Source organism: Massilia sp. UYP32, assembly GCF_050434365.1.
GTDB classification, from domain to species: Bacteria; Pseudomonadota; Gammaproteobacteria; order Burkholderiales; family Burkholderiaceae_D; genus Telluria; species Telluria timonae.
In genome coordinates this window covers 36797-61645 of the sequence record NZ_JBNDIK010000018.1, presented here as the reverse complement: position 1 = coordinate 61645, position 24849 = coordinate 36797, and the positions used below count along the sequence as shown (strand labels likewise).

Sequence of the window (24849 nt, the reverse complement as noted above, 5' to 3'; positions counted from 1 at the left end):
CCCGGCCCCTCGTTCGCTGCCACACTGCAGGCTCTTTCAACGAGGAGCAACCATGATGACTTCACCCGTTTCCGCGGTTCCGGCGGCGCCGAGCGACAGGGCGCTGGCGCATTTCAGCGCGGCGTTCGAATACGAGACCGACTGCGCCGACGTGCATGCGGCCTTCGAGGGCGGCCACCCCGACTTCGTCCTGTTCGACGTGCGCGGTCCCGCGCTGTACGCGGCCGGCCACGTGCCGGGCGCCCTGAACATGCCGCACGCGAAGCTGGTCGAGGTCAAGCTGCGCGATTATCCGATGGACACGCTGTTCGTCGTCTACTGCGCCGGCCCGCATTGCAATGGCGCGCACCGCGGCGCCGCGCGCCTGGCGGGGCTGGGGCGGCCGGTCAAGCTGATGATCGGCGGCGTCAGGGGCTGGGTCGATGAAGGCTATGCGCTCGTGAAAGACGGGGGCGCCTGACGGACAATGCGTCGGTCGCTTACGCGCTATAGTGGCGGCAAGCGATTCTGACGCATTCACTCATGAGCAACCACCACGACAATCTTTCTTCCGACAACCTCGAGAACGACGACGCCTTCCTCGAGCGCGAACTCGGCCTGGCCGCGCGCGGCATCGAGCTGGTCAAGCTCGAAGGCCGCGTGTTCCTGCGCTTTTCCGGCGAGGTGCAGTACGAAGGCCTGCGCGTGCCCTACCGCCTGGTGCCGGCGCGCGGCGTGCTGGCCAAGCCGAGCAAGTGGCGCAAGATGGACTTGCTGGCGCGGCGCGAGCTGATCGAAGAACGCACCGACCAGAAAGACCTGCAGCGCCTGCACCTCGAAGCCGAGGAATTCGTGCGCGACATCGCCGAGGATGCCGACCAGTTCGGCTGGGACCCGATGCTGTTTCTCGACGTGCTCGACGAGCTGGAAACGTCGGAGCCGGCCGAGTACGTGTTCCAGCGCATCTCGCAGCGCCTGACCCACGCGGTCGAGCGCGAAGAGGAAGAGCGCCATGCGGCGCGCACCAAGGAAAGCATCAACCTGGCCGAGTATCCGCGCTCGTTCGAGGTGGCCAGCCGCATGCAGCGCAAGTTCATCGCCCTGCTGGGGCCCACCAACTCGGGCAAGACCCACCGCGCGATGGAAGCGCTCGCCAAGGCCGGCAGCGGCGTGTATCTGGCGCCGCTGCGCCTGCTGGCGCTGGAAAACTACGAGCGCCTGCAGGCCGCGCGTCCGCACGGCGAGCCGATCAAGGTCAGCCTGATCACCGGCGAGGAACGGCGCCTCGAAGAAGGCGCGACACACGTCGCCAGCACGGTCGAGATGCTCGACACCAAGACACCGGTGGAAGTCGCGGTGATCGACGAGATCCAGATGCTGGCCGACCGCGACCGCGGCGCGGCCTGGACCACCGCCGTGGTCGGAGCGCCGGCGAACGTCGTGTACCTGGTCGGCGCGCCGGAAGCGCGGCGCGCGATCGAGGCGCTGGCCGAGCGCCTGGAAGTGCCGCTCGAAGTCCATGTGCTCAAGCGCATGGGGCCATTGTCGATGGAGCCGTCCAGCGTGCGCAAGCTGTCGAACCTGCGCCGCGGCGACGCCGTGATCTGCTTTTCGCGGCGCGAGGTCTTGATGTGGCGCGACATGATCACCGAGAAGGGCCTGTCGGTGGCGACGGTCTACGGCAACCTGTCGCCCGAGGTGCGCCGGGCCCAGGCCGAGCGCTTCCGCGAAGGGCAGGCCGACATCGTGGTCGGCACCGACGCGCTGGCGATGGGCCTGAACATGCCGATCGCGCGCATCGTGATGACCACCACGGTCAAGTACAACGGCTATGAGGAAGAAGAGATCCCGGCGGCGCTGGCCAAGCAGATCGCGGGCCGGGCAGGGCGCTACGGCGTGCACGAGGAGGGCTTCGTCGCCGGCTACGACGACGACACCCACCAGGTGATGCGCGCGCTGATGAAGGAAAAGATCCCGCCGGTGGCCGCCACCGGCTTCGCAGTCGCGCCGTCGCTCGAGCAGCTGCACCGCATCGCGGCGGTGACCGGCGAGACCTCGCTGGTCAAGCTCCTGAAACGCTTCGTGCACAATATCGACGTGCCGGACGGCTTCTTCTACCCGCGCATCACCGAGGAGCAGAACGAGCGCGCCGAATGGCTCGACACGCTGCCCTTGTCGGTGGCGGAAAAATTCATGCTGTCGCTGGTGCCGATCTCGAGCCGCGTGCCGGTGCTGCAAAGCGCCTGGGAACACTGGGCGCTGTCGCTGGCCAAGAAGAAGGTGGTCAAGCTGCAGCCGAACCCGAATCCGCAGCACCTGTTCTACATGAACCTGCAAGAGGTCGAGGACACCTGCCGCGTGTATTCGGCCTATGCCTGGCTGGGCTACCGCGAGCCGGAATACTTCCCGAGCATCGAGCTGGCCCAGGAGCTGGCGCGCGAGGCGTCGGAGCGGGTCGACGCGATGCTGCAGCAGCAGAATTCGGCGGCGCGCAGGCGCCAGGGGAGCAAGCAGGGAGGCAAGCAGGGCGGACGACAGGGTGGCGCCAAGCGCCGTTGAGCCGGCCGAGTAGAAGCATCACTCGACCCGGTGGAACGATCCCGGTGTACGATGCCGTTTTTTACAACAACATCGAGACACACGTGAATACCAAGTACACCCCGGAAGCCTTCAACGAGTTCGGCGCCAAGTTCCTCCCTGGCCACCTGGGCATCCGCATCACTGACGTCAGCCCCGGCAAGCTGTCCGCCGAGATGAAGGTCGAGCCGCAGCTGCTGGCGCCCAATGGCTACCTGCACGCCGGCAGCGTGGTCACCCTGGCCGACACCTGCGCCGGCTATGGCTGCGTCAGCAACCTGCCGGAAGGCGCCCAGAATTTCACCACCATCGAACTGAAATCGAACCACCTGGGCACCGCGCGCGAAGGCACCTTGGCCTGCACCGCCACCGCGGTGCACCTGGGCCGCACCACGCAGGTGTGGGACGCCACCGTCACGGACCAGGCCAGCGGCAAGACCATCGCCCTGTTCCGCTGCACCCAGATGATCCTGTATCCGAAAGCCTGAGCCTCAGCCGGCCAGTTCCTTCTCGATCAGCTTGTGGACGGCCGCGAAGTCCGGCTCGCCCACATAGGTCTTGAGGATGCGGCCCTCTTTGTCGATCAGGAAGGTGGTCGGGGTCAGGGTGACGTCGCCGAACTGGCGCGCGATGTCGCCGGCCGAATCCAGCGCCACCTTGAACGGCAGCTTGCGCTGCTCGGTGAAGTTCAGCACGTAGTCGGGGCGGTCGTACTGCATCGCGACCGCGACGAATTCCAGGCCCTGGTCCTTGTACTTGTTGTAGGTCGCGACCATGTCCGGCATCTCCTTGACGCAGGTGACGCAGGAAGTGGCCCAGAAGTTGACCATCACGACCTTGCCGCGCAAGGATTGGGTGCTGATCTTTTCTCCGGCGATGCTGATGAAGGTGACGTCGGGCGCCTGCGTGGTGCTGCTGAACGAGGCGTAGCCGATGCCGGCCAGGGCGAGCACCACGGCGCCGATGGCGGCGGGCTTGAACCAGGAACGGGTAGCGGATGAATGCGTGGGAGCGGTCATGGTCGGTCGATATGAAAAAACGGCAGGACCATTATAGTCCTGCCGCTTCTGGTGGGCTGATGAAGGCCTTGTTTAATCCAGCGAAGCCTGCGCCGGGCTGTTCTGCCGCACGCGCGGATCTTCTTCGTTGATGTATTCAAAGATCTTCACCACGCGGGTGACGCCCGAGACGCCCTTGGCGACATCGGCGGCGATATTGCCTTCGCGCGGAGTGACGAGGCCCATCAGGTAGACCACGCCGCGTTCGGTGGTGACCTTGAACGAGATCGCCGACACGGTCTTCATGTCGACCAGGCTGGTCTTGACCTTGGTGGTGATCAGCGCGTCGTTCGAGCGCGAGGTGTAGCTCGACGAACCGGAGACCGCCAGCTCGTTGATGACCGACACCACGTTGGCGATCTTGCGCACTTCGCGCTCGGCCGCCTGCTTCATGGCTTCGTCGCGCACTTCGCCGGTCAGCAGCACGCGGCGGTTGAAGCTGGTGACGTTGACGTTGCCGGCATCGCCGGTGACTTTGCGCATTTCCAGCTCGGCCTTGACCGTGATCGACTTGTCCTCGGTCTGGGCGCCCAGCGTGCGGCGGTCGACCGTGGACACGGCGCCGGCCACGCCGGCGCCGACGATCAGGCCGAAGCAGCCCGACAGCGATGCCGCCAGGGCGGTGCCCAGCACGACTTTGGTCAATAGCGCGGCCATGGGCCGGCGGGTGTTACGCATTCTCGTCTCCTCCGAACAGCGCGACGTCGATGCCGTCGCAGATGCAGTGAATGGCGCACAGGTGGACTTCCTGGATGCGCGCGGTGCGCGCATGCTGGACGTTGATGTGCACGTCGGCGTCGGTCAGCAGCTTGCCCAACTGGCCGCCGTCCTTGCCGGTGAAGGCCACGATGCGCATCTCGCGCTCCAGGGCCGCCTCGACCGCGGCCAGCACGTTGGCCGAGTTGCCCGAGGTCGAAATCGCCAGCAGGATGTCGCCCGCCTGGCCGAATGCCTGCACCTGCTTCGAGAAGATCTCCTTGAAGCTGTAGTCGTTGCCGACCGCGGTCAGGATCGAGGTGTCGGTGGTCAGGGCGATCGCCGGCAGCGGGAAGCGCTCGCGCTCGAAACGGCCGACCAGCTCGGCCGCGAAGTGCTGGCAGTCGGCGGCCGAACCGCCGTTGCCGCAGGCCAGGATCTTGTTGCCGTTGGAGAGGGCGCTGAACATGAGTTCTACCGCCGCCGAAATGGAAGGAGCCAGGGTGGCGGCCGACTTCATCTTCAGGTCGGCGCTCTCCTGGAAGTGAGCGAGGATGCGTTGAGTATTCATAGCCGAGGATTATAGTGCAGCGGCAACCCCACCTGAGCAAGCGCAGTAAAAATTGCTTACACTTCAATGATGTTCCGCAACCATTCGATATGCTCGCCATCGATGGCGACCAGGTCGAAACGGCAGGGAGGAGTGACGGGAAAACGCAACAGATAGACTTGCGCCGCACAGACCAGGCGGTGGATCTTGGCAGGGGTGATGCTGGCGGCGGCGCCGCCGTGTGCGCGGTCGGCGCGCTGGCGCACCTCGACGAACACCAGGGTTGCGCCATCGCGCATGATCAGGTCGATCTCGCCGCCCTTGCAGCGAAAATTCTCCTCGACCCGGGACAGTTTATGGTGTTTTAAGTAATCGAGGGCGGCGCGTTCCCATTCCCGGCCCTGGGCCTGCCGTCGGGACAGGCGCAAGGGCCACATTTCATAAACCGGTCGCGACCGGTTCGAACACGCGGCGCGGGCGCGGAAGGCTGTCGCCGCCGGCATCGTCGGTGAGGATTTCTTCAGTCGGGCCATTGTCGCGCACCACGACGCCGGTCTCGACGCGGCGGAAGGCGCGATCGCCCTGGCCGACGTTCACCGACAGGCGGCCGGTGGCGCCATCGAGTTCGAACGCGCCGGTGGGGCGTTGCGCCAGTTCGCGCGCGATGCGGTAGGCGTCGATGCCGAGCGCGTACAGGCGCTGCGGATCGAGCCCCTGGCCGCCATTGCTCCAGCGCGGATAGCCGGCGACGGCCGGATGGTCGGGCTGTACGGTCCAGGGCAGGTCGAGGAAGCGCACGCCGACCAGTTCGGCCGGCACGCTGGACATGTCGAGGCCCGGATTGACCGAGGCGGTGCCATAGGTCGGCAGCGAGGTGCCGATCGCCATGCGCACCTGGCGCAGGCCGTTGGCGTCGAGGGCGGCATACACCAGCTGCGGCGGCTCGGCCGACAAACGGGCGCGCAGCTCGGCCAGCGCATTGCCGTCGACGTAGCCGCCTTCGGCCGGCAGTTCGACCGTCGCGTGCATGCGGCCCAGTTCGGCCCAGCGCTGGCTGAAGGCGCCCGACAGGCGTTGCTGCCAGGCGGCGCGGCCGGTCAGCACCAGGGCCTGGCCGACCGGCTGCTCGCTCGCGGCCCACTCGGCCACCTGGCGCGCTTCGTCTTCGAGCGACAGGCCGATGACGAGCATCTGGCGCGGCAGCGGGGAATTGACTTGCGGGTGGTTCAGGGCGATGGTCGGCTTGTTGACCGCGCCGCTGGTGGCCAGGGCCGCCACGGCGGACCGCGCCAGCGGACCGACCACGATATCGTTCTGCTCGGCCGCGCCGCGATAGGCGTCGAGCGCGGCCTGCGTCGAGTCGCCGGTGGGCACCAGGTTGACGGTGACGCCTTCGCGCTGCTGGTCGTGGGCGGCCATGAAGCCGGCGCGCACCGCTTCGGCCGGCTGGGCCAGCGCCTGCGACTCGAGCGGCAGCAGCAGCGCCACGCGCACGGCCGGGCCGCTGTACGGCGCCGACGATGGCGCCGCGGCGCGCGGGCCGCCGCCGGCGCTCGGCGGCAGTTCGACCGGATTGGTCTGTACGCCACTTTCTTCGCGCGGCGGCGGCGTGTAAGCTGGCGCCGGTGGCGGCGCATTCGTCACCGGCGTCGCAGGACCGCACACTCCGCCTGGCATGCCGCAACCGGTATCGGGAGGCAGCGGCGTGCTGCCGCAGCCTGCCAAGAGTGTAATGACGGCGGCCGCGAGCAAGCCCGGTAGATTTTTTTTCTTCAGCATCGGAACCCTTTATGACAGATCAGCAGACCATCGACATCGCCCGACTTCCCGTCATGGGCGAGGCGGCCCAGCAGTCCTATCCTACCGCAACGCTGTACGTCGTGGCTACTCCGATCGGCAACGTCACCGACATCACCCTGCGTGCTTTACACCTGCTGGCCCTCAGCGACGTGGTCGCCTGCGAGGACACGCGCAAGACCGGTGCGCTGCTGCAGCGCTTCGGCCTGTCCCAGCCGACCATCGCCGCGCACCAGCACAACGAGCGCGAAGTGGCCGAGAAAATCGTCGAGCGCCTGCGCGCCGGACAACGCGTGGCGCTGGTGTCCGACGCCGGCACGCCGGGCGTGTCCGATCCCGGCGCGCGCATCGTCGATGCGGTGCGCAGCGCGGGCCTGAACGTGGTGCCGCTGCCGGGTCCCTCGGCCGCGATCGCGGCGCTGTCGGCCAGCGGCCTGGTGAACGACCGCTTCCACTTCGTCGGCTTCCTGCCGGCCAAGGCCAAGGGCCGCGAGGCGGCGCTGGCGCCGTTGGCGCGCGAGACCTCGACCCTGGTGTTCTATGAGGCGCCGCATCGCATCGTCGATTGCGTCGAGGCGCTGGCGGCGGCTTTCGAGCCGACCCGGCAGGTGGTGTTCGCCCGCGAGCTGAGCAAGATGTTCGAGGAAGTGCACCGCTGCGAACTGAAGGATGCGCGCGCCTGGGTCACGGCCGACCAGCACCGCGAGCGCGGCGAATTCGTGGTGCTGGTGGCCGGCGCCGTCGAGGCCACGGACGCCGAAGATGCCGAGGCCGAGCGCGTGCTGCAGATCCTGTTGAGCGAGTGCAGCGTGAAGCAGGCGGCGAACCTGGCGGCGCAGATCACGGGGCGCAAGAAGAATGCGCTCTACGAGCGTGCGCTGCAGATCAAGGGTGAATGACGGCTTACCACTTGCAGCCCGAATCCTTTTTCTCCATCAGTAAATAAATCGGCGCCAGCAGCCCGCCCGGAAGGCCGTCCTTGCAATCGGGCCGCTTGGCTTCGCGGATGCCGCGCGCCAGCTTGGATTCGGTCTGCAGCGCCGGCTCGGGGAATTGCGCGAGCGCCGTGCCTTCCTTCGACGGGTCGCGCAGGTGGGCATTCGCGCGCGCCACCGCGCGCGCCGCGTTCATGTCGAACTTCGGCGCTGGTTCCGCGGTTTCTTCCTGTTGCACGACGAACGGATCGGGCTCGGCGCGTGAACTTTCCGGGACCGCGATCACGGCTTGTGGCGGCGCAGGCCGGGTCGTGCGTGGTGCAGCGGCGGCGCTGGGGGCTGGCGCCGGGGGACGAACGATTTCCGGCGCGGGTGGTGGCGGTGGCGGCGCCGGAGGGGCGATCATGACGGACAGCACAGTCGGCTCGGCCGGCGCGATCTCCATGGTCTTGAACGTCGTATTCCGGTACGCCAGCAGGAATAATGCGTGCACCGCGATCGATACCGCGACGCCGATGACGATGCGCCGGTTGCCTCGTTGCAGGCTGACCGGGTCGCCAAAGTTCAGAGCCATATGCATGACATACATACCTCAACTTAACTTCAGAAAACTACCAGCTCGCTATTTTGCAACGAAAACTTGACCAGGTCACGCGAAACCGATATTATCTCGCTTCTTCGGAGTGTAGCGCAGCCCGGTAGCGCACCTGGTTTGGGACCAGGGGGTCCAAGGTTCGAATCCTTGTACTCCGACCAGCATTAAGAGAAAAGCCGACAACGTGAGTTGTCGGCTTTTTTCGTTGTGGGGTGCCGTCCACCCCGACGATTCATCCGGCGCGCTTGGCCGCGATCGCGTTGCCGGCGCGGCTGATGCTCTTGCGGCCCAGCTGCTGCGAGATGAACAGGCCGGCATCGACCACCTGGTCGAGATCCACGCCGGTCTCGATGCCCAGCCCCTGCATCAGGTACAGCACGTCCTCGGTCGCCACGTTGCCGGTCGCGCCCTTGGCATAGGGGCAGCCGCCCAGGCCGGCCACCGAGGAGTGGAAGATCGCCACGCCCACCTCCATCGCCGCATAGATGTTGGCCAGCGCCTGGCCATAGGTGTCGTGGAAGTGGCCGGCCAGCTGGGCGATCGGGAATTCGCGCGCCGCGCGCAGCATCACGGCCTGGGTCTTGCGCGCGGTCGAGACGCCGATGGTGTCGGCGATGTCGATCTCGTCACAGCCCAGGTCGCGCATGCGCGCCACCACGTCGCCGACGGCGTCAAGCGGCACCTCGCCCTGGTAGGGGCAGCCGAAGGCGGTGCTGATCGAGCCGCGCAGGCGCAGGCCGTGTTCCTTCGCCGCGCGCGCCACCGGCTCGAAGCGGGCGATCGACTCGGCGATCGAGCAGTTGATGTTCTTTTGCGAGAAGGCTTCGGAGGCCGCGCCGAACACGACCACCTCGTCGGCCCCGCCGGCAAGCGCGGCCTCGAAGCCCTGCATATTCGGCACCAGCGCCGAATAGATGGTGCCGGGCTGGCGCGCGATGCGCGCCAGCACCTCGGCGCTGGTCGCCATCTGCGGCACCCATTTCGGCGACACGAAGGCGGCCGCTTCCACGTTGACGAAGCCGGCGCGCGCCAGGCGCTCGACCAGTTCGACTTTCACGTCGGCGCTCAGCGCTTCCTTCTCGTTCTGCAGGCCGTCGCGCGGGCCGACTTCGACGATCTTGACTTTGGTGGGCAATGCAGGCTGGTTCATCTCAGTATCCAAGTTGGCGGTCGACCAGGTCGTCGACCGGTTCGCCGTCTTCCAGGGCGCCGATCTTGGCGGCGATCTGGCGCACGGCGTCGAGGCGCATGGTGAGCGCCGAGATATGCGGGGTGAGGGCGATGCGCGGTTCGTTCCAGAACGGATGCGGGGCCGGCAGCGGCTCGTGGCGGAACACGTCGAGCGTGGCGCCGGCGATGTGCCCCGAGCGGATCAGCGTCATCAGGTCGGGCTCGGCCAGGATCGCGCCGCGCGAGACGTTGATCAGATAGGCGCCGGGCGCCAGCTTGCCCAGCCGGTGGCGGTCGAGCAGGTTGGTCGTGTCCGCGGTGAGCGGCAGCAGGCAGACCAGCACCCGCGTGCCGTGTAAAAAGTCGTCGAGCCCCTCCATGCCGGCATAGGTCGGCACCCCGGGGATGTCCTTCGGGCTGCGGCTCCAGCCGCGCACCGGAAAGCCGAAATGGCGCATCGCCTCGACCACCGGCATGCCGAGCTTGCCCAGTCCCATGACGCCGATCGTGAACGACTCTTTCGGATGCTGGGGCAGCGGATTCCAGGCGCCGTGCCGTGCCTGCTGTTCGTATTCGTCGAAGCGCCTGAAGTAGCGCAGCACGGCGTGCGCCACGTACTCGGCCATCTGCACGCCCATGCCGGCGTCGCCCAGGCGCACCAGCGGCACGCGCGGCAGCGTCTCGCCGAACTTGAGCACGGCGTCGACGCCGGCGCCCATCAGGAAGATCGCCTTGACCTCGTCCAGCTGCGCCAGCAGGCCGGGCGCCGGGTTCCACAATACCGCGTAATCGCAGGGGGGCAGCAACTGGCCCTCCTTCCAGGTGACCGTTTCGACGCCTGGCATCATGGCCGAGAACTCGCGTTCCCACGGCTCGATGACGCCATCGCCCCGGTACAGGACAATGCGCATGTCTCCCCCTCGTTTTTGTCAGGGTGGTTCTGGCACCTCGAAAAACCTGCTGCGCGTTGCATTTTCGGTCTGCGATGCTCGCTGTACTCCAGTACAGCTGCGCTTCTCACCCGAAACTGCTGCCGCTCGCGACGGTTTTTCGAGGTGCCCTTTATGGGTCTTGCTTACGCCGCCTTGAAGGCCAGCAGCGGCGCGCCATCCGCCACCTGGTCGCCGACCTGGTACAGCACTTCTTCCACCAGGCCGTCGCTCGGCGCGGAAATCGTGTGTTCCATCTTCATCGCTTCCATGATCACCAGCGGCTCGCCCTGTTTGACGTCCTTGCCGGACTGGGCCAGTACCGCGACCACCTTGCCCGGCATCGGCGCCGTCAGGCGACCGCCCGCCGATTCAATCTCACCGGCATGTGCCATCGGGTCATTGTACGTCAGGGTGTGATGGCGGCCACCGCTAAACACGTGGAACATGTCGCCATCGCGGCGCACGCAGCCATGCACGGCAGTTTCTCCCAGCCGCAGCGTCAGCTCGGCATCGTTCCGCGAGATTAGTTCGATGCGCTGGCGCTGCTTATCAAGGTCAATTTCCCACGCACTATTGAGATAAGTCAGACCGACACGGTAATCGCCGTGCTCGTCGCTGAAGGACAGGGTGCGGCGGTAGTCGCCATTCATGCGCCAGCCACGGGCCTGGCTCCATGGGTCGGCATCATTGGCAGCGCCGTGCGCGGTTTCGCTGTTGACGAGCGCAAGCGCGGCCAGGGCCAGCGCGCCGAGCGGGGCCGGGGCCGGTGGCGGGAAAAGTGAGGAATGATTGCGCTCGATCAAACCCGTATCCAGGTCGGCGCTAGCGAACGCTTCGCCTTCGACCAGGCGTTTCAGGAAGGCGATATTGGTGGCCAGGCCGACGATGCGGAACTCGGCCAGCGCCTGCGACATGCGCGCCAGCGCCTGCGTGCGGTCCGCGCCCCAGACGATCAGCTTGGCGATCATCGGGTCGTAGAACGGCGAGATCGCATCGCCTTCGCGTACGCCGGAGTCGACGCGCACGGCGGCGGGATGCATTGCATCCGCGCCGAGCTCGAACGCCACCGCCTGCGGCACGTCCATGTGGCGCAAGGCGCCGATCGACGGCAGGAAGCCTTTTTCGGGATTCTCGGCATACACGCGCGCCTCGATCGCGTGGCCGTGGATGCCGAGTTCATGCTGTTTCTTCGGCAGCGGCTCGCCAAAGGCGACGCGCAACTGCCATTCGACCAGATCTAGCCCGGTGATCATTTCCGTCACCGGATGCTCGACCTGCAGGCGGGTGTTCATCTCCATGAAGTAGAACGAACCGTCCTGGTTGGCGATGAATTCCACCGTGCCGGCGCCGACGTAGCCGACCGCGCGCGCGGCATTCACCGCCGCTTCGCCCATGGCCGCGCGACGGTCCGCCGGCATGCCCGGGGCCGGCGCTTCTTCCAGCACTTTCTGGTGGCGGCGTTGCACCGAGCAGTCGCGCTCGTGCAGGTAGACGCAACCGCCCAGGCTGTCGGCGAAGACCTGGATCTCGATGTGGCGCGGGCGGATCAGGTACTTCTCGACCAGCACCTTGTCGTCGCCGAAGCTGGAGATCGCCTCGCGCTTGCACGAGGCCAGCGCGGCTTCGAAATCTTCCGAACGCTCGACCACGCGCATGCCCTTGCCGCCGCCGCCGGCGCTGGCCTTGAGCAGCACCGGGTAACCAATGCGGTCGGCCTGCATATGCAGTAAATCCGGACTCTGCTCGTCGCCATGGTAGCCCGGCACCAGCGGCACGTTGGCGCTCTCCATCAGCTGCTTGGCGGCCGACTTCGAGCCCATCGCGCGCATCGAGGAAGCCGGCGGGCCGATGAACACCAGTCCGGCGGCCTGCACCGCCTCCGCGAACTCGGCGTTCTCGGACAGGAAGCCGTAGCCCGGATGGATCGCCTGGGCGCCGGTGGCCCTGGCCACCTCGATGATCTTGCTGCCACGCAGATAGCTGTCCTTGGCGGCCGCGGGGCCGATCAGGACCGCCTCATCGCACACCGCGACGTGCTTGGCGCCGGCGTCGGCCTCGGAATACACGGCGACGGTACGAATACCCATGCGGCGCGCGGTGGCGGCGACACGGCAGGCAATTTCGCCACGGTTGGCGATGAGGATCTTGGTGAACATGCGCTTATCTTTCGCTGATGGTTGTTCGGACGAATTGTGGGCGCGGCCGTGTCTCCCCGGCCGCGCAGGGTGCTGCATCAGCAGCCGCAAGCTTCCTTCTGTACCGAATCGAGCGTGGCAGCGCGCGTCTTGAGGCCCAGCTTCTCGAGCAGCACGCGGTCGTCGTCGGCTTCCGGATTGTCGGTGGTGAGCAGCTTGTCGCCGTAGAAGATCGAGTTGGCGCCGGCCATGAAGCACATCGCCTGCACCGCTTCGCCCAGCTCGCGACGGCCCGCCGACAGGCGCACGCGCGCTTGCGGCATGGTGATGCGCGCGACCGCGATGGTGCGCACGAATTCGATCGGGTCCAGCTTGTCGAGGCCGTGCAGCGGCGTGCCCTCGACCTGCACCAGGTGGTTGACCGGCACCGATTCCGGATACGGGTTCAGGTTGGCCAGCTGGGCGATCAGGCCGGCGCGCTGCTCGCGCGTCTCGCCCATGCCGACGATGCCGCCGCAGCAGACCTTCAGGCCCGCTTCGCGCACGCGGCCCAGCGTGTCCAGGCGGTCCTGGTATTCGCGGGTCGAAATGACGTTGTTGTAAAAGTCAGGCGCGGTGTCGATATTGTGGTTGTAGTAGTCCAGGCCCGCTTTTTTCAGCTGCTCGGCCTGGCCGGCTTCGAGCATGCCCAGCGTGGCGCAGGTCTCCATGCCCAGCGCCTTCACTTCGCGCACCATGGTCTCGACCTTTTCCATGTCGCGCTCCTTCGGGCTGCGCCAGGCGGCGCCCATGCAGAAGCGCGTCGCGCCGCTGGCCTTCGCCGCGCGCGCCGCGTCCAGCACGGTGTCGATGTCGAGGATCTTCTTGGCTTCGACGCCGGTGTCGTAGCGCGCCGCCTGCGGGCAGTAGCCGCAGTCTTCCTCGCAGCCGCCGGTCTTGATCGACAGCAGGGTCGCCAGTTCGACGTCGCCGTCCGGGAAGTATTCGCGGTGCAGGGTCGAGGCGCGGTGCATCAGTTCCGGGAATGGCAGCTCGAACAGCGCGAGCACGTCGGCCAGCGGCCAGGTGGCGTTTTCCGCTGGTTTGATCGGGGCCGCCGGGCGGTGCAGGGCGACGGTGTTCATATTGGACATGGTGGTTCCTTCAGGACTGGCCTCGCGTGGACGGCCATCCCGGCAGTCCAGCGAGATCGATGAATTCGGCCGCCGCGGCGGCCGTCGGTGTTTGCAGGCGCGGCACGCGGCCCAGCAGCGGCGCCGGGATGCGCTGTGCCAGCGCCTCGATGTTCTCTTGCTCGAACCTCATATTCGGGTCGGCCGTGTTGGCGACCCAGCCGGCCAGCACCAACCCGCGCGCCACGATCGCTTCGACCGTGAGCAGGGCGTGGCTGATGCAGCCCAGGCGCATGCCGACCACCAGGATCACCGGCAGGTTCAGTTGCGCGGCCAGGTCGGCGCTGTCGAAGTTGTCGTTGAACGGCACCCGGAAGCCGCCCACGCCCTCGACCACGACCGCGTCGGAGGCGGCCTGGATCTCGGCGAAGGCGGCGATGATCGGCGCCGATTCGATGGTGACGTTTTCCAGCGCGGCGGCGATGTGCGGCGCCGCCGGTTCGCGCAGCATATACGGCGTCGTGATCGACGACGGCAGGTGCACGTTGCCGGCAGCGACCAGCATGTCGGCGTCGTCGTTATGCAGTTCGCCGTCGCGCAGTTCGGCGCCGGCCGCCACCGGCTTCATGCCGCAGGCGCGCACGCCGCTGGCGGCGAGCTTGTGCAGGATGGCGCTCGAGACCAGGGTCTTGCCGATCTCGGTGTCGGTGCCGGTGACGAAGCAGGCGAAGCGCGAAGGCAGGCCGTCGATGGCGCGCGCCTCGAGCTCTGGCTCAAGTTCCGGTCTATGAGCCGGCTCGTGGAGGTCGACCTCTGGCACCGCAGCGGGCGGCGCCGCGATCGGGTCGTCATTGTCGTTCAGGTTGTTCGGGTTGTTCATGGTGCGGCCTTTTCCAGTCTGTTGAGCGCCTGCGCCAGTTGCGCGACGTCGTCGATGCCGTGGGCGGCCGACAAGGTCACGCGCAGGCGCGCCGTGCCCGGCGCCACGGTCGGCGGGCGGATCGCCGGCACCCACAGGCCCTGTTCATGCAGGGCGGCGGAGGCGCGCAGCGCGGCGTCGTTGCTGCCGATGATGACGGGCTGGATCGCGGTGGTCGACGCCGCCAGTTTCCAACGTTGGAAATCCAGCGACTCGCGCAACTGCCTGACCAGCCCCGCCAGGTGGGCGCGTCGTGATTCTCCTTCGGCGCCGCCAATGATATCAAGGCTGGCGAGCAGGGCGTGCGCGAGGGCCGGCGGGCAGGCCGTGGTGTAGATGTAGGGACGGGCGCGCTGCACCAGCAATTCGATGACGCTGGCGTGCGCGGCGACGAAGGCGCCGCCGACGCCGGCCGCCTTGCCGAGCGTGCCCATATACACCAGGTTGGGCGAGCGCAGGCCGAAGTGTTCGAGCGCGCCGCGGCCGTTCGTCCCCAGCACGCCGAAGCCATGGGCGTCGTCGACCACCAGCCAGGCGCCGTGACGCTCGCACACGGCCAGCAGCGCCGGCAGCGGGGCCAGGTTGCCGTCCATGCTGAAGACGCTGTCGGTGACGACGATTTTCGTGGCGGCGGTGCTGGCCTTCAGTTGCGCCTCGAGCGCATCGACGTCGCCATGCGGATAAACGGTGACGCCGGCCTTCGCCAGGCGCGCGCCGTCGATCAGCGAGGCGTGGTTCAGCTCCTCCGAGAAGATCGTCGCATCGGCATCCAGGCCCAGCGCGGTCAGGATCGCGAGGTTGGCCATATAGCCGGTGCACAGCGTGAGCGCGCGCGCCTGTTGCAGGTGCGGCGCCATCCACTCGGCCAGGCGCTCTTCCAGCACGTGGTGGGCGCGGCCGTGGCCCGACACCAGGTGCGAGGCGCCGCTGCCGGCGCCGTACAAAGTGGCGCCCGCGCGCAATGCTTCGATGACCACGGGATGCGACGCCAGGCCGAGGTAGTCGTTGCTGCAGAAGGCCAGCAGCATACGATCGTCAACCCGTTGGCGCGGCGCGCAGGCGCCGTCGGTCACGCGACGCTTGCGCACCAGGCTGTGGGCGGCGAGCGCGTCGAGCTTGCGGTCGATGGCGGCAATCAGGTTCATGGTCACGCAGCAATCACCGATTCGAAGGTCTTGATGGTGCGCGCGGCCAGGCCGGCGACGTCCTCGTCGTCCAGCACATAGGGCGGCATCAGGTAGACGGTGCGGCCGATCGGGCGCAGCAGCAGTTCGTTCTCGACCGCGGTGGAGAAGAAGCGGCGCGAGAAGGTCGAGGCGCGATCCTTGTCCGGCTCGATGGCGTCGAACGCGAAGATCATGCCGCGCTGGCGGAAGTGGCGGGCGCGCTCGTGTTCCGCCAGCGGCGCCAGCGCGATCGTCATTTTGGTGGCCAGTTCGCGATTGCGGTTCAAGACATCGTCTTCCTCGAAGATGTCGAGCGTGGCCAGCGCGGCGCGGCAGGCCAGCGGATTGCCGGTGTACGAGTGCGAGTGCAGGAAGCCGCGCGTGATGTCTTCGCTGTAGAAGGCCTGGTAGATGTCGTCGCGGGTGAGCACCAGCGACAGCGGCAGGTAGCCGCCGCTGATGCCTTTCGACAGGCACATGAAGTCGGGCCAGATCGACGCCTGTTCGCAGGCGAAGAAGGTGCCGGTGCGCCCGCAGCCGACCGCGATCTCGTCGGCGATCAGGTGCACATGGTGCTGGTCGCACAGGTCGCGCAGCAACTTGAGGTAGAGCGGGTCGTACATCGCCATGCCGGTCGCGCACTGCACCAGCGGTTCGACGATGATGGCCGCGATGTTGTCGCCGCGCTGCTCGAACAGTTCCTTCACTTCCAGGATCGCGCGGCGCGCCACGTCCTGGGCGGTTTCGCCTTCGCCCGCGTTGCGCGCGTCGGGCGCGCTCACCACGTGGGAGGCGCGCAGCAGCGGGCCATAGGCATCCTTGAACAGCGGGACGTCGGTGACCGACAGCGCGCCGATGGTCTCGCCGTGGTAGCTGCCTTGCAGGCAGACGAATTCCTGTTTGGCCGGCTTGCCGGCATTGCGCCAGGCGTGGAAGCTCATCTTCATCGCGATCTCGACCGCGGAAGCGCCATCCGAGGCGAAAGTGGCGTGGCCCAGCGCGTGGCCGGTCAGCTTCGACAGGCGTTCGGCCAGCTCGACCACCGGCGCATGCGTGAAGCCGGCCAGCATCGCGTGTTCGAGCTTGTCCAGCTGGTCTTTCAGCGCGGCGTTGATGCGCGGGTTCGCATGGCCGAACAGATTGACCCACCACGAGCTGATGCCGTCCAGGTAGCGCTTGCCGTCATAGTCATAGAGCCACGGGCCCTTGCCATGGCTGACCGCGATCAGCGGCACCTCCTCGTGATGCTGCATTTGCGTGCAGGGATGCCATACGCTGCGCAGGCTGCGCGCGATCCACTCGGAGGAGGTCGATTGAGTCACTTCTGTATTCCAATATCTATGATTGCAGCCATGTGGGCTTGCGTTTTTCAAGGAAGGAAGCCACGCCTTCCCGCCCTTCCAGTGAGGCGCGGATGGCGGCGATGCGGCCGGCGGTATCGAGCAGCAGCGCATCGTCGACTGGTTTGCCGACGATGTCGCGCACCAGCGTCTTGGCTTCCTTCAGGGCGTTCGGGCTGTTGTTGACCAGGGCGCGGGCAATGCCGGCGACCGTCGCGTCGAGCGCGTCGGCGGCCACCACTTCATGCGCGAAGCCGATGCGGCGCGCCTCAAGCGCATCGAAACGTTCGGCCGTCAAGAAGTAGCGGCGCGCGGCCTGCTCGCCCATGGCCTTGATCACGTAAGGCGAGATGGTAGCCGGAATCAGGCCGAGCTTCACTTCGGACAGGCAAAAACCGGCGGTGTCGATGGCGACGACGATGTCGCAGGCGGCCACCAGCCCCATGCCGCCGGCGTAGCAGTCGCCCTGCACCTTGGCCACGGTGGGCTTCGGGCACAGGTAGATCGTGCGCAGCATGTCGGCCAGGCGCAGCGCATCTTCCTGGTTTTCTTCATGCGAGTAGCCGGCCATCTTCTTCATCCAGTTCAGGTCGGCGCCGGCGCAGAAGGCCGGACCGTTCGCGGCCAGGACGATGGCGCGCACCGTGTCGCTCCGGCCCAGTTCATCGAAGGCCAGCGCCAGTTCGGCGATCGCGTGCTCGTTGAAGGCGTTGCGCAGCTCGGGGCGGTTCAGGGTGACGGTGGCGACCTTGTCGGCGATCGCGATGGTGAGGGTCTGATAGTCCATATTCATCTCTCCCTTACATGCGGAACACGCCGAACTTCGTGTCCTCGATCGGCTTGTTCATGGCGCTTGATAAGCCCAGGCCCAGCACCATGCGCGTATCAACCGGATCGATCACGCCATCGTCCCACAGGCGCGCGCTGGCATAGTAGGGGTGGCCCTGGTGTTCGTACTGGTCCTTGATCGGCTGCTTGAACGCGGCTTCTTCTTCGGGCGACCACTGGCCGCCTTTCGCTTCCAGCCCATCGCGCTTGACGGTGGCCAGCACCGACGCCGCCTGATCTCCGCCCATCACCGAGATGCGCGCGTTCGGCCACATCCACAGGAAGCGCGGCGAGAACGCGCGGCCGCACATGCCGTAGTTGCCTGCGCCGAAGGAGCCGCCGATGATGATGGTGAACTTCGGCACCGAGGCGGTGGCGACGGCGGTGACCATCTTGGCGCCGTTGCGGGCGATGCCTTCGTTTTCGTACTTGCGGCCGACCATGAAGCCGGTGATGTTCTGCAAAAAGACGAGCGGGATCTTGCGCTGGCAGCACAGTTCGATGAAGTGGGCGCCTTTCAAGGCGGACTCGGAGAACAGGATGCCGTTGTTGGCGATGATGCCGACCTTCATGCCGTAGATGTGGGCGAAGCCGCACACCAGCGTGGTGCCATATCTCGCCTTGAATTCGTCGAATTCGCTACCGTCCACCACGCGCGCGATCACTTCGCGCACGTCGAAGGGCTTGCGGGTATCGACCGGAATGACGCCATACAGTTCTTCAGGGGCGTACTTCGGCTCCACGCTCTCGCGCAGCGCGCCCTGCACCGGCTTGACCCGGTTCAGGTTCGAGACGATGGTGCGCGCCAGCGCCAGCGCATGCGGATCGTTCTGGGCCAGGTGGTCGGCCACGCCCGACAGGCGGGTGTGGACGTCGCCGCCGCCCAGGTCTTCGGCACTGACCACTTCGCCGGTCGCGGCCTTCACCAGCGGCGGGCCGCCGAGGAAGATCGTGCCCTGTTCCTTGACGATGATCGACTCGTCGCTCATCGCCGGCACGTAGGCGCCGCCGGCGGTGCACGAACCCATCACCACGGCGATCTGCGGGATGCCCTTGGCCGACAGGTTCGCCTGGTTGTAGAAGATGCGGCCGAAGTGGTCGCGGTCGGGGAAGACGTCGTCCTGGTTCGGCAGGTTGGCGCCGCCCGAGTCGACCAGGTAGATGCAGGGCAGGTTGTTCTGCTCGGCGATCTCCTGCGCGCGCAGGTGTTTTTTCACCGTCATCGGGTAATAGGTGCCGCCCTTGACGGTGGCATCGTTACAGACGATCACGCATTCCTGGCCCGATACGCGGCCGATGCCGGTGATGATGCCGGCGCTGGGGGCGGCGCCGTCATACATCTCATAGGCGGCCAGCTGCGAGAATTCGAGGAAGGGCGTACCCGGATCGAGCAGGTGTTCGACGCGCTCGCGCGGCAGCAGCTTGCCGCGCGCAACGTGCTTGGCGCAGGCCGCTTCGCCACCGCCCTGGGACATCTGGGCAACGCGCGCGCGCAAGTCGTCCACCACCGCCTGCATTGCCGCGGCATTGGTCTTGAAGTCCTCGCCGCGCGGGTTCAGTTTGCTCTCGATCTGGGGCATGTGCCGTCCTCTGCTTTCGTCTCTTTTTTGTCCGCCTCTCGCGGCGCTACTTCTTGTCAGGGAAACTGCCGTCCAGGTAGAACCAGCGAAGCGCGCCATCCGGGCCGGGTTCGCGCACGAAGCGGCTGACTTCGTGCAGGCGGTGCGCACGGCCGCCAACCTTGAAGCGGGCGACGAATTCGACGCTATCCTCGTTGATACGGTTCGGGTCTTGCTCTGGATCGTCCGGCAATTCTGCTTTACGTTGACGTAAACGTAAAGCAGTTTTTATCTCGAGTCCGAGCCAGCGCATGGGCTCGGACTCGTCGATGATCGCTTCCTGCGGGCGGGTACTTGGATGCCAGGTGGCAACCAGATAGGACTCGTCCTTGAGCGTGAATGCGGTATACCGCGAGCGCATCAGGGTTTCGGCGGTCGGCGGCAGGGCCGCGCCGGCCAGGTAGGGTCCGCAGCATTGCGCGAACGCGGGGCCGCCGCAGGGGCAGGGAGAGGTGGGACGGGTGGACATGGCGGCAATTATCCGCGATTTCGCGACTGTGGGTCATGCGGGCTGCATGACTCCGGCGCCAAGGATAATTGCTGGAACGTATAGACAGGCGAAGTGTCTATTTCATCGTAAAAGTGGACCGCAGCTAAAAAATTCAGCAGTTGGGTATGGACTTGTACTGGAGCTTATATGTTTGCCAATCGAATGCGGCCAGTTCATCCTGGAGAGGTTCTGCGTGAAGAATATTTGGTGCCACTGAAAATGTCAGGTGATGCATTAGCCGTCGCGTTGCTCGTCAGTCCCGCACAAGTGAATAGAATCAGGCGCGAAAAGTCTGGTATCAGTCCAATCATGGCGTTGCGCCTTTCACGTTACTTCGGAACGACTCCAGAGTTCTGGTTGAACTTGCAGATGATGTACGAGCTTCAAACAGCCAAGTCCCTGTCTGGAGAATCGATCACCAAGATGATCCAGCCACGTTGTAGCCGTTGACGCATGAACGGAATTTATTAACGCAGCGTCAACCCATCCAACCCAAACGGCGGCGCCTTCCCCTGCACCAGGTCGGCCAGCACCGCCGCCGTCCCGCAGGCAAACGTAAACCCCAACGGCCCGTGCCCGACGTTCAGCCACAGATTGTCATACCGGGTGGCCCCGATGATCGGCGCGCTGCTCGGCGTGGCCGGCCGCAAGCCCGCCCACACCGAGACCTGCGAATAATCCGCCGCGCGCGGCATGGTGTCGCGCACCTGGCGCGTCAGGCCCTCGACCCGCTTCGGATCGTGGCGCAGGTCCTCGCCCACCATGTCGACCATCGCCGCCACCCGCAGCCGGTCGCCGATGCGCGCATACAGCACCTTGCGTTCGAAGTCGGTGACGCTGATCTCGGGCGCCACGTCGTCCTGGCGGATCGGGGCGGACAGGCTGTAGCCCTTGAGCGGATACAGCGGCAGGTCGATGCCGATCGATCCGGCCAGGTCGCGGCTCTGGATCCCGGCCGCCAGCACGTAGGCGTCCGCCGTGAGCAGGCCGCCGGCCGTCTCGACGCCGCGGATGCGTCCGCGCTCGGCGTACAGCCCGCGCGCCTCGCCATGGACGAAGCCGCGAAAGCGCGGGTGTTCTCGCAGGCGCCCGGCCAGGGCCAGGCAGAAGGCGTGGCAGTCGGCCACCGCCTCGCCGGCGTTGTAGATGCCGCCGGCCAGCAGGTGCTGGCTTGCCGCCAGCGCCGGTTCGCGCGCGCCGCACTCTTCGGGCGACCAGACCTGGCCGGCGCCGGGTTTCGACGCCGCTGCCTCGAACACCTCGCGCGAGCGGTAGACCACCAGCTTGCCGGCGTCGCGCCAGTGGAAGGATTCGGGCGGCACCACCAGATCGAGCTGCCCCATCGCGCGGCGCGAGCATTCTCCCAGCTCGAGCAGCTTGGCCGTGGTGCGGCGGTTGACGTCGGCGCGGCAGTGGGCCAGGAAGCTGGCCAGCCAGCGGTACTGGCGCAGGTCGGCCTCCGGCTTGAAGCGCAGCGGGCCGTCGGCCTGGAACAGCCATTTGACGGCCTTGAGCGGAATGCCTGCGTCGGCCAGCGGCGAGACGTAGCGGTAGCTGAGCTGGCCGCCGTTGCCGTAGCTGGCGCCGCTGCCGACTTCCGGCGCGCGCTCGAGCAGGGTGACGCCGTAGCCGGCTTCCACCAGCCACCAGGCCGATGCCAGGCCGACGACGCCGCCGCCGATCACGATGATGTGCTGCATGCCAGACTCGTTTGTTCAGATTGGGGGAGAGAGCTTAGAGGCTGGTTGGACGGCCCGCCAATGAATGGTGGGCGAACAGTCATAACCGGCATATATGTACGCATTTGCGCGAGCGTTCACGAAGATTGGCCGAGGATGGCGCGCCGGTAAACACTTGCCAGCACGCGTTCCTCGTAGCGCGCCAGCGAGGAATCGCGGCCCGGATCGGTCGACGGGTCACGCGCGCTGCCGCCGGCCAGCACCACGATGCCGTTGCCACTGGCGCGGTCCATGGCGAAGACCGAGCGCAGGCCGTAGGCGTCGCCCAGGTGGCCCACCGCGTCGAAGCCGGGCGTCAGCCACATCCCGGGACGGTCGGGATAGTGGGCGTTGCCCAGGCCGCGCGGGCTGAGGATGCTGCCCAGCGGGTTGCCGTTGCCGCCGACGCCGTCGTAACGCCAGTGGCGGGCGAACATCCGGTCGAGCGTCGCTTGTTGCAGCAGGCGCTTGCCGTCATGCACGCCGCCCGCCATCAGCATGCGCATGACGACGCCAAGGTCGCGCGCCGAGATGCGCAGGCCGCCGGTCGGGCTGAACGGCGTGGCGTTCGTGCCCGGCACGTAGCCGGCCAGGCCGGGCGGCGGCTGGATGCCGGGGGCGTCGACCTGCGCGACCCAGGGGCCGTCGGATTGCCAGGTGTCGCTGTCCACCGCGCGCTTGCGGTAGATGGTCGCCAGCCGGTCCTGCGCCGCCTTCGGCAGTTCGGACGGATTGTAGCCGGCCTGCAGGCCGAGCGGCTGCAACAGCAGGCGCGCCATCAGGCGGTCGAAGCGTTCGCCGGTCACGCGCTCCATGATCGTGCCGATCAGGCCGAAGCCCAGGTTGCAGTAGCTGTAATAGGCGCCGTCAGGGCCGGCGAGGCTCGACCAGGCGGGCCGCACGTCCTTCAGCGCGGTCGTGGCCGGCCAGAAGTAGCCGGCGTCGTCGCGCAGCGAGGAGGTATGCAGCAACAGGTGGCGCAGGGTGATCGCCTGGTTGGCGAAATGCGGATTGCGCAAGTCGAAACCGAGGTAGTCCGAGACGTCGGCATCGAGATCGACCTTGCCGTCTTCCAGCAGGCGCATCAGGCCGAGCGTGGTGACCAGCTTCGAGATCGAGGCGATGCGGAACAAAGTATCCGGTGTGGCGGGACGGTCGGGCATGGCGCCGTTGCCGATGGTGCGGCGCCCGAACGCGCCTTCGTACACCGGCCGACCGGCGCGCAGGGCCACCACCGACAGGCTGGCCAGCGGGAAGGCGGGATCATCGGCGATGGCAGCCAGCTCGGCGTCGAGCGAGGCCACACCGCCGGACGCCGGCGGCATCGCCGCGAACAGCGGTTCCATCGCGCCCAGCATGACCATGCCGAGCAGGGATCGCCTGCCGTGATTCATGTCATTCCTTTTTTATTGAGTTTGCGGGATCAGGATACGGACAGCCCGAAACCCTTGCCTAATGAATAGCCGTGGGGACGCCATAACTCTTTTGTATTGGTCTCAAGTGGTATGCTTCCACGGTATGAACACCCCCGGTCCCGGATTCCAGGTCAACCTGGACGACAATTCTCCCCTCTACATGCAGCTGGCGCGCAAGCTGGCGCAGGACGTGCGCGACGGCCGCTACCAGGCCGACCAGGCGCTGCCCTCCGAACGCATGCTGTCCGAACAGCTCGACGTCTCGCGCGTCACCGCGCGCAAGGCGATCGACCAGCTGGTCGAGCAGGGCCTCGTGGTGCGCCGTCGCGGCTCGGGCAACTATATCGCGCCGCGCATCGAGCAGCCGCTGTCGAACTTGTCGAGTTTTTCGGAACAACTGCAGCAGCGCGGCTACACCCCGCGCTCCGAGTGGCTGCGCCGCGAAGTGGTCTTGGCCGACGCCGACGAGCAGCTCTCGCTGGGCCTCTCGCCCGGCGCGCGGGTGGCGCGCCTGGAACGCCTGCGCCTGGCCGACGACGTCGTGATGGCCTACGAGGTCAGCGTGATCCCGGCCACGGTGCTGCCGCGTCCCGATGGCGTGGCCGCCTCGCTGTACGCCCACCTCGGCAAGACCGGCCACATGCCGGTGCGCGCGCTGCAGCATATCCGCGCCATGAACGCCGACGCCGAGCTGGCGGCGCGCCTGGACGTGCCGGAAGGCCGCGCGGTGCTGTTCATCACCCGCGTCGGCTACCTGGAATCGGGCGAGCCGGTCGAGCTGACCCATTCCTACTGCCGCAGCGATCACTACGACTTCGTGGCTGAGCTGCGCCGACCCGCATAACCTCGCGGCATGGCGGCGGCCGATCCTTTCATGGGATGGCTTGCCGAATTGGTATTACACTGGTTTCATCACAATTCCATCCTCGAGACACGGCGATGCTCAATACCGAAACCCCTTCCCAGGCGCACGCCGCCCTCGACCAGTATCCGACCACCGAACTGGTGAACGTCTTCGTCGACGACCAGTTCCAGGCCGTCGAGGCGGTGCGCAAGGCCGCGCCGCGCATCGCCGCCGCCGTCACCGCCGCGCTGCCGCGCATGGAGGCGGGCGGACGCCTGATCTATGTCGGCGCCGGCACCTCGGGCCGCCTCGGCGTGCTCGACAGCGTCGAGCTGTACCCGACCTTCTCCTGGCCGCATGGACGCGCGGTGGCGCTGCTGGCCGGCGGGAGCGACGCGATGTTCGTCGCGGTCGAAGGGGCCGAAGACGACGTGGAGCAGGGCGGCGCGGACCTGGAGGGCGTGAACGTGGGGCCGGACGACGTGGTGCTGGCGATCGCCGCATCGGGCGGCACGCCGTATGTGCTGGGCGCGATCCGGGCCGCGCGCGCGGTCGGCGCGCTGACGATCGGCTTCGCCAACAACCCGGACGCGCCGGTCACGCGGGAAGCCGAAATCGGCATCACCCTGGACACCGGGCCGGAAGTGGTCTCGGGCAGCACGCGCCTGAAGGCCGGCACCTCGCAAAAGATCGCGCTGAACACCTTTTCCAGCGCGCTGATGGTGCGTTTGAACAAGGTCTACGGCAACCTGATGGTAGACTTGAAGGCTACCAATGCCAAACTGGTACGGCGCGCGATCCGCCTCACCAGCTTCGCCACCGGCGCCGACGAGGAGGCCGCGCGGGCGGTGCTGGAGCAATGCGGATTCCACGTCAAGACCGCCATCGTGGCCTTGTCCAAACAAACCAGTGTCGAGCAGGCGCAAGCGCTGCTGGAAGCGGCGCGCGGCAGCGTGCGCCAGGCGCTCGCGTAA

Annotated in this window: 25 protein-coding genes and 1 tRNA gene; 8 read left to right on the top strand and 18 right to left on the bottom strand. The window is 66.8% G+C overall.

All coding sequences use genetic code 11. The features are described from left to right. The first annotated feature begins 52 nt into the window (after positions 1 to 52). From ABIB42_RS15505 to ABIB42_RS15495, 3 genes are all read left to right on the top strand, one after another. Complete coding sequence (locus ABIB42_RS15505; RefSeq protein WP_005664265.1) at positions 53 to 460, top strand: rhodanese-like domain-containing protein; 408 nt, start codon at positions 53 to 55, stop codon at positions 458 to 460. 62 nt (positions 461 to 522) lie between these two features. Then, a complete protein-coding gene (locus ABIB42_RS15500; RefSeq protein ID WP_071361000.1) occupies positions 523 to 2538 on the top strand; it encodes a helicase-related protein in 2016 nt (671 codons plus the stop codon). Positions 2539 to 2621: 83 nt separating this feature from the next. Next, positions 2622 to 3044: a PaaI family thioesterase gene (locus ABIB42_RS15495; RefSeq protein ID WP_143054479.1), complete on the top strand. Its 423-nt coding sequence runs from the start codon at positions 2622 to 2624 to the stop codon at positions 3042 to 3044. Between the two features lie 3 nt (positions 3045 to 3047). On the opposite strand, the gene ABIB42_RS15490 is transcribed toward ABIB42_RS15495, so the two are convergent. The 5 genes from ABIB42_RS15490 to ABIB42_RS15470 all read right to left on the bottom strand — a co-directional run bounded on the left by ABIB42_RS15490 (position 3048) and on the right by ABIB42_RS15470 (position 6639). Then, positions 3048 to 3575, bottom strand: coding sequence for a TlpA disulfide reductase family protein (locus ABIB42_RS15490; protein WP_005664269.1), 528 nt, complete (start codon positions 3573 to 3575; stop codon positions 3048 to 3050). Between the two features lie 72 nt (positions 3576 to 3647). Next, positions 3648 to 4292 (bottom strand): BON domain-containing protein, encoded by a 645-nt coding sequence (locus ABIB42_RS15485; RefSeq protein ID WP_005664270.1) that lies wholly within the window; start codon positions 4290 to 4292, stop codon positions 3648 to 3650. Then, entirely contained in the window at positions 4285 to 4881 is a 597-nt protein-coding gene (locus tag ABIB42_RS15480) for a phosphoheptose isomerase (RefSeq protein ID WP_005664272.1), read from the bottom strand. The genes ABIB42_RS15485 and ABIB42_RS15480 overlap by 8 nt, the downstream gene beginning before the upstream one ends. 56 nt (positions 4882 to 4937) lie before the next feature. Beyond that, positions 4938 to 5297, bottom strand: a complete 360-nt coding sequence (locus ABIB42_RS15475) for a YraN family protein (RefSeq protein ID WP_005664273.1) — start codon at positions 5295 to 5297, stop codon at positions 4938 to 4940. Position 5298: 1 nt separating this feature from the next. Beyond that, positions 5299 to 6639, bottom strand: a complete 1341-nt coding sequence (locus ABIB42_RS15470) for a penicillin-binding protein activator (RefSeq protein ID WP_005664274.1) — start codon at positions 6637 to 6639, stop codon at positions 5299 to 5301. 11 nt (positions 6640 to 6650) lie between these two features. Here ABIB42_RS15470 and rsmI point away from each other — a divergent pair, with 11 nt between their 5' ends. Further along, on the top strand, positions 6651 to 7556 hold the full coding sequence (gene rsmI, locus ABIB42_RS15465; protein WP_005664275.1) for a 16S rRNA (cytidine(1402)-2'-O)-methyltransferase: 906 nt from the start codon (positions 6651 to 6653) through the stop codon (positions 7554 to 7556). Positions 7557 to 7560: 4 nt separating this feature from the next. Here the strand turns inward: rsmI and ABIB42_RS15460 are convergent, their stop codons facing one another. Further along, positions 7561 to 8166, bottom strand: coding sequence for a hypothetical protein (locus ABIB42_RS15460; protein WP_157225432.1), 606 nt, complete (start codon positions 8164 to 8166; stop codon positions 7561 to 7563). A 105-nt stretch (positions 8167 to 8271) separates the two neighbouring features. Between ABIB42_RS15460 and ABIB42_RS15455 the strand changes: the two genes are divergently transcribed. Beyond that, a tRNA-Pro gene (locus ABIB42_RS15455) sits at positions 8272 to 8348 on the top strand. Positions 8349 to 8419: 71 nt separating this feature from the next. Here the strand turns inward: ABIB42_RS15455 and ABIB42_RS15450 are convergent. The 10 genes from ABIB42_RS15450 to ABIB42_RS15405 form a co-directional block, all read right to left on the bottom strand. Further along, a complete protein-coding gene (locus tag ABIB42_RS15450) occupies positions 8420 to 9337 on the bottom strand; it encodes a hydroxymethylglutaryl-CoA lyase (RefSeq protein WP_005664277.1) in 918 nt (305 codons plus the stop codon). Position 9338: 1 nt separating this feature from the next. Continuing rightward, complete coding sequence (locus tag ABIB42_RS15445) at positions 9339 to 10268, bottom strand: 2-hydroxyacid dehydrogenase (RefSeq protein ID WP_005664278.1); 930 nt, start codon at positions 10266 to 10268, stop codon at positions 9339 to 9341. Positions 10269 to 10432: 164 nt separating this feature from the next. After that, on the bottom strand, positions 10433 to 12445 hold the full coding sequence (locus tag ABIB42_RS15440; RefSeq protein WP_005664279.1) for an acetyl/propionyl/methylcrotonyl-CoA carboxylase subunit alpha: 2013 nt from the start codon (positions 12443 to 12445) through the stop codon (positions 10433 to 10435). Between the two features lie 77 nt (positions 12446 to 12522). Beyond that, positions 12523 to 13548: a biotin synthase BioB gene (gene bioB / locus ABIB42_RS15435; protein ID WP_081589885.1), complete on the bottom strand. Its 1026-nt coding sequence runs from the start codon at positions 13546 to 13548 to the stop codon at positions 12523 to 12525. 19 nt (positions 13549 to 13567) lie between these two features. Further along, on the bottom strand, positions 13568 to 14416 hold the full coding sequence (gene bioD, locus ABIB42_RS15430) for a dethiobiotin synthase (protein WP_005664281.1): 849 nt from the start codon (positions 14414 to 14416) through the stop codon (positions 13568 to 13570). Beyond that, positions 14413 to 15600 (bottom strand): 8-amino-7-oxononanoate synthase, encoded by a 1188-nt coding sequence (gene bioF, locus ABIB42_RS15425; protein WP_005664282.1) that lies wholly within the window; start codon positions 15598 to 15600, stop codon positions 14413 to 14415. The genes bioD and bioF overlap by 4 nt, the downstream gene beginning before the upstream one ends. 2 nt (positions 15601 to 15602) lie before the next feature. Beyond that, the gene (gene bioA, locus ABIB42_RS15420; RefSeq protein ID WP_005664284.1) at positions 15603 to 16943 is read right to left on the bottom strand and encodes an adenosylmethionine--8-amino-7-oxononanoate transaminase; all 1341 of its coding nucleotides are present in this window, start codon (positions 16941 to 16943) and stop codon (positions 15603 to 15605) included. Positions 16944 to 16959: 16 nt separating this feature from the next. After that, positions 16960 to 17748 (bottom strand): enoyl-CoA hydratase/isomerase family protein, encoded by a 789-nt coding sequence (locus tag ABIB42_RS15415; protein ID WP_005664286.1) that lies wholly within the window; start codon positions 17746 to 17748, stop codon positions 16960 to 16962. Between the two features lie 13 nt (positions 17749 to 17761). Further along, positions 17762 to 19369 carry a carboxyl transferase domain-containing protein gene (locus ABIB42_RS15410; protein WP_005664288.1) on the bottom strand — a complete coding sequence of 536 codons (1608 nt, stop codon included), beginning with the start codon at positions 19367 to 19369 and terminating at the stop codon, positions 17762 to 17764. Between the two features lie 46 nt (positions 19370 to 19415). Beyond that, positions 19416 to 19877, bottom strand: coding sequence for a YchJ family protein (locus ABIB42_RS15405; protein ID WP_005664290.1), 462 nt, complete (start codon positions 19875 to 19877; stop codon positions 19416 to 19418). A 168-nt stretch (positions 19878 to 20045) separates the two neighbouring features. On the opposite strand from ABIB42_RS15405, the gene ABIB42_RS15400 reads away from it, so the two are divergent. Next, entirely contained in the window at positions 20046 to 20348 is a 303-nt protein-coding gene (locus ABIB42_RS15400; RefSeq protein ID WP_081589847.1) for a HigA family addiction module antitoxin, read from the top strand. Positions 20349 to 20365: 17 nt separating this feature from the next. Here the strand turns inward: ABIB42_RS15400 and ABIB42_RS15395 are convergent, their stop codons facing one another. Together ABIB42_RS15395 and ABIB42_RS15390 are read right to left on the bottom strand one after the other, a co-directional pair. Then, entirely contained in the window at positions 20366 to 21598 is a 1233-nt protein-coding gene (locus tag ABIB42_RS15395) for a D-amino acid dehydrogenase (protein WP_005664292.1), read from the bottom strand. A gap of 116 nt (positions 21599 to 21714) precedes the next feature. Further along, positions 21715 to 23010: a serine hydrolase domain-containing protein gene (locus tag ABIB42_RS15390; protein WP_005664294.1), complete on the bottom strand. Its 1296-nt coding sequence runs from the start codon at positions 23008 to 23010 to the stop codon at positions 21715 to 21717. 124 nt (positions 23011 to 23134) lie between these two features. On the opposite strand from ABIB42_RS15390, the gene ABIB42_RS15385 reads away from it, so the two are divergent. Then, positions 23135 to 23875, top strand: coding sequence for a GntR family transcriptional regulator (locus ABIB42_RS15385; RefSeq protein WP_005664296.1), 741 nt, complete (start codon positions 23135 to 23137; stop codon positions 23873 to 23875). 95 nt (positions 23876 to 23970) lie between these two features. After that, entirely contained in the window at positions 23971 to 24849 is an 879-nt protein-coding gene (murQ, locus tag ABIB42_RS15380) for an N-acetylmuramic acid 6-phosphate etherase (RefSeq protein ID WP_005664298.1), read from the top strand.